Raw genomic sequence first — 4,636 nt, 5'->3', positions numbered from 1 at the left:
CACCACCGCCTACACGCCGGCCACAGGCCTGGTCACCTCGATGAAGGTGACCAGCCCCCCGGCCACCGCCGGCAGCACCGCAACCGCGCAGTCCGCAGCGGCGTCATGCCGGCGATCCTCTCAGCCAGCACTGACATTGATGCTGATACTCGGGTTCCGGTGGTCGTGACCCGGGCACTGACTGACGCCCTGCTGGGCTGTCCTCGCGTTGTTCTGTCCGGCCGCCGGGACCTGTTCTGATGGCTCCGGCCGGGCGGAACATGACCTGATAGGAGCTTGGCCAGAAGCCCCTTCAATGTCCTGTCTACGCCACCCGGCCGGCGCCCACCTCCGGCTAAGGGCTGTCCCGCAAAGATCTCGAAGCCGCTTCGGGCATGATGGGCTGCCGTGCGGCCCGCTTGCCTACCCGGCGAGGGCGAGGTTGTGCATCCGGGCAATGCCGAGTATGGCGTGGTGGACACCGTCGCCTTTGAGACGGCAGTCGCGGAGGATCTTCCAGGTCTTCATACGGGCGAAGACGTGCTCGACGCGGGCTCGGACCTGCTTGTGGGACTTGTTGTTTCCTCTTTCCAGTCCGGCAGTTCGGTCTGGCCGCGCTGCCGGCGGCGGGGGATGACGAGGCCGGTGCCCGGGTAGCCGCCGTCGGCGATGGTGAGGGTGTTGCCAGCGGCGGCCTTGGCGCCGGATTCTTCCCAGGCTTTGCAGTCGTTGCGGTTCCCGGCGAGCGGCCGGCCGGCCGACCACGACGACCAGGCGGGTGTCGGCATCGATGACGACTTGATGATTGGTGGAGTACCGGTAGTTCTTCGATCGCTCGGCGATCGTGTGGTCACGGGTGGGCACCAGGGTGCGGCCGACACCCCGATCGCCGACCTGGTCCGTCTGGCCAAGGTCCGCCGGCGCATCGAGCACGACGACCGCGAACTCAAGCACGGCCTGGGCCTGGACCACTTCGAGGGCCGGTCCTGGCCCGGCTGGCACCACCACGTCACCCTCGTGACCACCGCCCACGCATTCCTCACCGAACAGCGGCTGTCCCCAAAAGCACCCACACCGGCCTCACCCTCTACCAGACCCTCGACGCCCTCCAGGACATCCTGAGGTGCTGGACAGGCATCTGCACCACCTGCCAACAGCCCCTGCCCAGCAGACCGCACACGGCATCAAGATCGAGACGAACCTAACGGAGTCCTATTAGCGATCGGGACGGGTCCTCACTTCCCGATCCTGCGACCGTACTGATCTGCGCCCAGCCCTACGTACCCTCGCCGCACTCCTCGACCGTGCGGTAGGTCAAAGCGCCGAAGACGCGACCAGGATCCCCCTGAGTGGCGAGGCTCGAAAGGTTCTCATGCCCACGCTCCAGACGTCCGCCTGCTTTCCTCACCCAGTCCACACCGTTTCGGTCGGTGAACCCGACATCGCCCAACAGCCACAGCCGGTACCCTGGATCTAGGTAGCGCCAGCCCTTTTCCCCTTAGTACTGCAACGGTGCTTGCCGTGACTGGTGGCCAGGTCAGGGGCTGTGTCCGCGTCGTTTGTAGTGGCTGGTGCGAGCCTGGTGTTGTCGTCGGCGGCGCCAGGTCGACCAGTGCAGGATGTGCTCGACAGGCCTGGGTCGGCGGTCGGTGAGACGGGTGATCAGCCGTCGTATCTCGGCGAGGCTGAGGTGGATGAGCTGGGAGGATCCGTTTCTGCTTTGTCCGCATCCAACTGGCGGGCTCGCAGGACGGTCAGGCAGGCGTGGGCGGCCATGGCGAGGGTCATGTGGCGGTGCCATCCGGGGTAGCGGCGGACCTGGTAGTCGTCCAGACCGCATTCCTGTTTCGCGCTCTGGAAGCATTCCTCGATGGCCCATCGGCTGCCCGCGATGCGGATCAGCTGGTCGAGTGTGGTCTCCGCGGGGCAGTAGGCGATGTAGTAGGAGATCTCCTGCGGGCGGGCGACGCTGCGGCGGGCGATCACCCAGTGGCGGCGGTCGGAGCGGTGCCAGGGCCGCACCTCGACGCGGGCCCAGTCATAGATCCGCAGGCCGTGGGCCCCATTGCCGCAGGAACGGCGCTTCCATTTCTGCCGGGCGAGGCCGTTGAACAGGTCGTGGACGGGATGGTCGATCGCCCAGCGGGTGACCACGGTGTCGTGCCGGGTGGTGGCCATGACGTGGAAGACGTCCGCTCGTTCCAGCTCGGACCGCCAGCCCCTTGGAGAAGCCGTAGGCGGCATCCGCGGTCACCCACCGGAACGGGATCTTGTCGGCGATGGCGCGGCGGACCATCGCCTTGGCCATGGCCACCTTGGTCTCGAAGACGACCTCATCAGTGATGCCGGCCCGGCGGCACCTGTCGCGGTCATCGGTCCAGGAGGTGGGCAGATACAGCCGTCGGTCGATCAGTGTCCGCCCGCGGTCGGTTGCATAGGCGAGGAAGACGCCGACCTGGCAGTTCTCCGTCCGCCCGGCAGTGCCGGAGTACTGCCGCTGCACCCCGGCCGACCGCGTCCCCTTCTTCAAGAAGCCCGTGTCGTCCACGACCAGGACGGCGTTCGGGTCGCCAAGGTGGTCGACGACGTACTGGCGCACGTCGTCGAGCACCTCGTCGGCGTCCCACTCGATCCGGTTCAGCATCCGGTGGATGCGGTCCGGGCCTGCGTGGCCGGCTTCCTCCGCCAGTGTCCAGCCGTTCTTCCGCTGTAGTGGAGCGATCAGCCCTCGCATATAGGCCAGTGCCGACTCACGCGGCTCCGACCTGCTGAAACGGTGCACGAACCGCTCATGCACTGCGTCCAGTTCACTCGCCCACAACCTGGCATCAGCAAGGTCCCCACCCATAACCACACCAACGACCGACCTGGCCATCAGTCACGGCAAGCACCGTTGCAGTACTAGGGCTGGACTACAGCCTCCTGATGTTGCTGCGTTATCGGCAGGCTAGGCACCGGGGCTTTGAGCCGCAGTCGGCTGTCGGCGAGGCCATGGCGACGGCTGGTCGGGCGGTGCTGTGGTGTGCGGCGGCCGTTGTCGTGACGAGCACGGCGTTGCTGACCGTTCCGCTGGAGACAATCCGCCTTTTGGGGCTGGCCGCTGGCCTGACCGCCGTGATCACGGTCGCAGCGGCCGTCACTTTCCTGCCCTGCCTCCTGACCCGCTTCGACTGGCTGCTGGACCGAGGGAGGGTCAGGCGGGCGGAGCCCGCCGGTCGCCGTCAACGGGCCCGTGGTGCTGCGCGGGCCCGGTGGATGATGCGTCATCCCTGGGTGTGTCTGTTCGGCGCGCTGGCGGTGCTCTGCCTGGCGGCGGCTCCGGCGGCTAACCTGCGCGTGGGACTGCATGTGGACCGCGCTGCCCTATCGGACAGCGGCGCGGGAACGGGTCTTGAGCAGATGGAACGGGACGGCTTCGCGAACGTCACCTTCGTGGCGCTGCCGCACCCCGCAGGTACGGACCCGGTGGACACCAGCGCGCTGATCACGGCGCTGACGGCCGAGCCACACGTCACGCACTCCTCCGCGCTCGACAACGGCCGTGACCTGACCGTGGTGGCCGTCGGCGACGACCTCCCGGTGGACAATCCTGCCTCCGCAGTCCTCGTGCGCACGATCCGGTCCCTCGCGGCCGACAGCCTGCCTGCCCGTCAACCGGTGTTCACCGGCGGCCCCGCGGCCGCCCTGGTTGACTACCGCGCCGCGACGGACGCTGCCGTCGGGCAGGTGGCAATCATTGTCCTCGCGGGTGCGTTCCTGCTGATGCTCGTGATGTTCCGGAGTCTGCTGCTTCCGCTCAAGGCGGTCGCCATGGGGCCTTCCCCCGGGATGGTGGACACGCTTCGTTGATCACGCGGCAAGCGTGAGCTTAGCCGCGTGGTGGCTGCGTTCGTATTCGTTGGGGCTGAGGTGGCCATTGGCGGAGTGCCGGCGGCGGGTGTTATAGCGGGCCAGCCAGGCGAAGACCGTCCTTCTGCAGGTGGCCGGGTCACCGTAGTTGCGGGCGCCCTGGAGGGTCTCGCGTTTCAGGGACGCGTGGAAGCTCTCGCAGGCCGCGTTGTCCGCGCTGCTGCCGACCGCGCCCATCGACCGGGTCACCCCGAGCTGGCCGCAGAGATCGGCGAAGGCCCTGGAGCCGTATTGGGCCCCGTGGTCGGAGTGGAACACAGCGCCGTCCCGACCACCGCGAGTGCGGGCGGCCATCCGCAGGGCGTCGGCGACCAGGCCGGTGCGCATGTGATCGGCGATGGACCAGCCCACGACCCGGCGGCTGAAGCAGTCCAGCACCGTCGCCAGATAGAGGAACTTTCCGTTCGCCAGGGGGAGGTAGGTGATATCGCCCATGTATTTCCGCCCCGGTTCTGTGGCGGTGAAGTCCCGCTGGAACAGGTCCGGAACCGGTGAGGCTGCCGGGTCCGGGACAGTGGTGCGGACCCGTCTGCGCAGACGGATAGAAGATGCTCGACATGTGCGCAACAACTCTTTCCAGGATCACTTCGGCAGCACACCCTCCACGAGAGAGACTTGGAAGCAATTCACAGACGCTCCCACTTTCCGCCCTGCTACTGAGGTTGAACTCCTGGTGTCGTAGGTGCTGACGGGTCGACGCCTGTGCGGTATCACCGGTGCATGCGGTATCCACAAGGGGGCGGGCTGA

Annotated in this window: 2 protein-coding genes and 4 pseudogenes; 3 read left to right on the top strand and 3 right to left on the bottom strand. The window is 67.3% G+C overall.

Annotated features, from left to right (window positions below):
- Positions 1-402: 402 nt before the first annotated feature.
- Positions 403-849: pseudogene (locus AB0947_RS42605) on the bottom strand (transposase); the annotation flags it as partial.
- 15 nt (positions 850-864) lie between these two features.
- Here AB0947_RS42605 and AB0947_RS42600 point away from each other — a divergent pair.
- Positions 865-1,101, top strand: a pseudogene (locus tag AB0947_RS42600) (IS701 family transposase); the annotation flags it as partial.
- A gap of 540 nt (positions 1,102-1,641) precedes the next feature.
- Here the strand turns inward: AB0947_RS42600 and AB0947_RS42595 are convergent.
- Positions 1,642-2,827, bottom strand: a pseudogene (locus AB0947_RS42595) (IS701 family transposase).
- A gap of 56 nt (positions 2,828-2,883) precedes the next feature.
- On the opposite strand from AB0947_RS42595, the pseudogene AB0947_RS42590 reads away from it, so the two are divergent.
- A pseudogene (locus AB0947_RS42590) lies at positions 2,884-3,222 on the top strand (MMPL family transporter); the annotation flags it as partial.
- 12 nt (positions 3,223-3,234) lie between these two features.
- The gene (locus tag AB0947_RS42585; RefSeq protein ID WP_366755729.1) at positions 3,235-3,828 is read left to right on the top strand and encodes an MMPL family transporter; all 594 of its coding nucleotides are present in this window, start codon (positions 3,235-3,237) and stop codon (positions 3,826-3,828) included.
- On the opposite strand, the gene AB0947_RS42580 is transcribed toward AB0947_RS42585, so the two are convergent.
- Positions 3,829-4,458 carry an IS3 family transposase gene (locus AB0947_RS42580; RefSeq protein ID WP_366755728.1) on the bottom strand — a complete coding sequence of 210 codons (630 nt, stop codon included), beginning with the start codon at positions 4,456-4,458 and terminating at the stop codon, positions 3,829-3,831.
- Between the last annotated feature and the right edge of the window lie 178 nt (positions 4,459-4,636).

It is taken from the genome of Streptomyces sp. NPDC047841 (assembly GCF_040704085.1).
Lineage (GTDB): Bacteria > Actinomycetota > Actinomycetes > Streptomycetales > Streptomycetaceae > Streptomyces > Streptomyces argyrophylli.
Note: the sequence above shows the minus strand (reverse complement) of the source record. Positions and strands in the feature narration are given on the sequence as shown.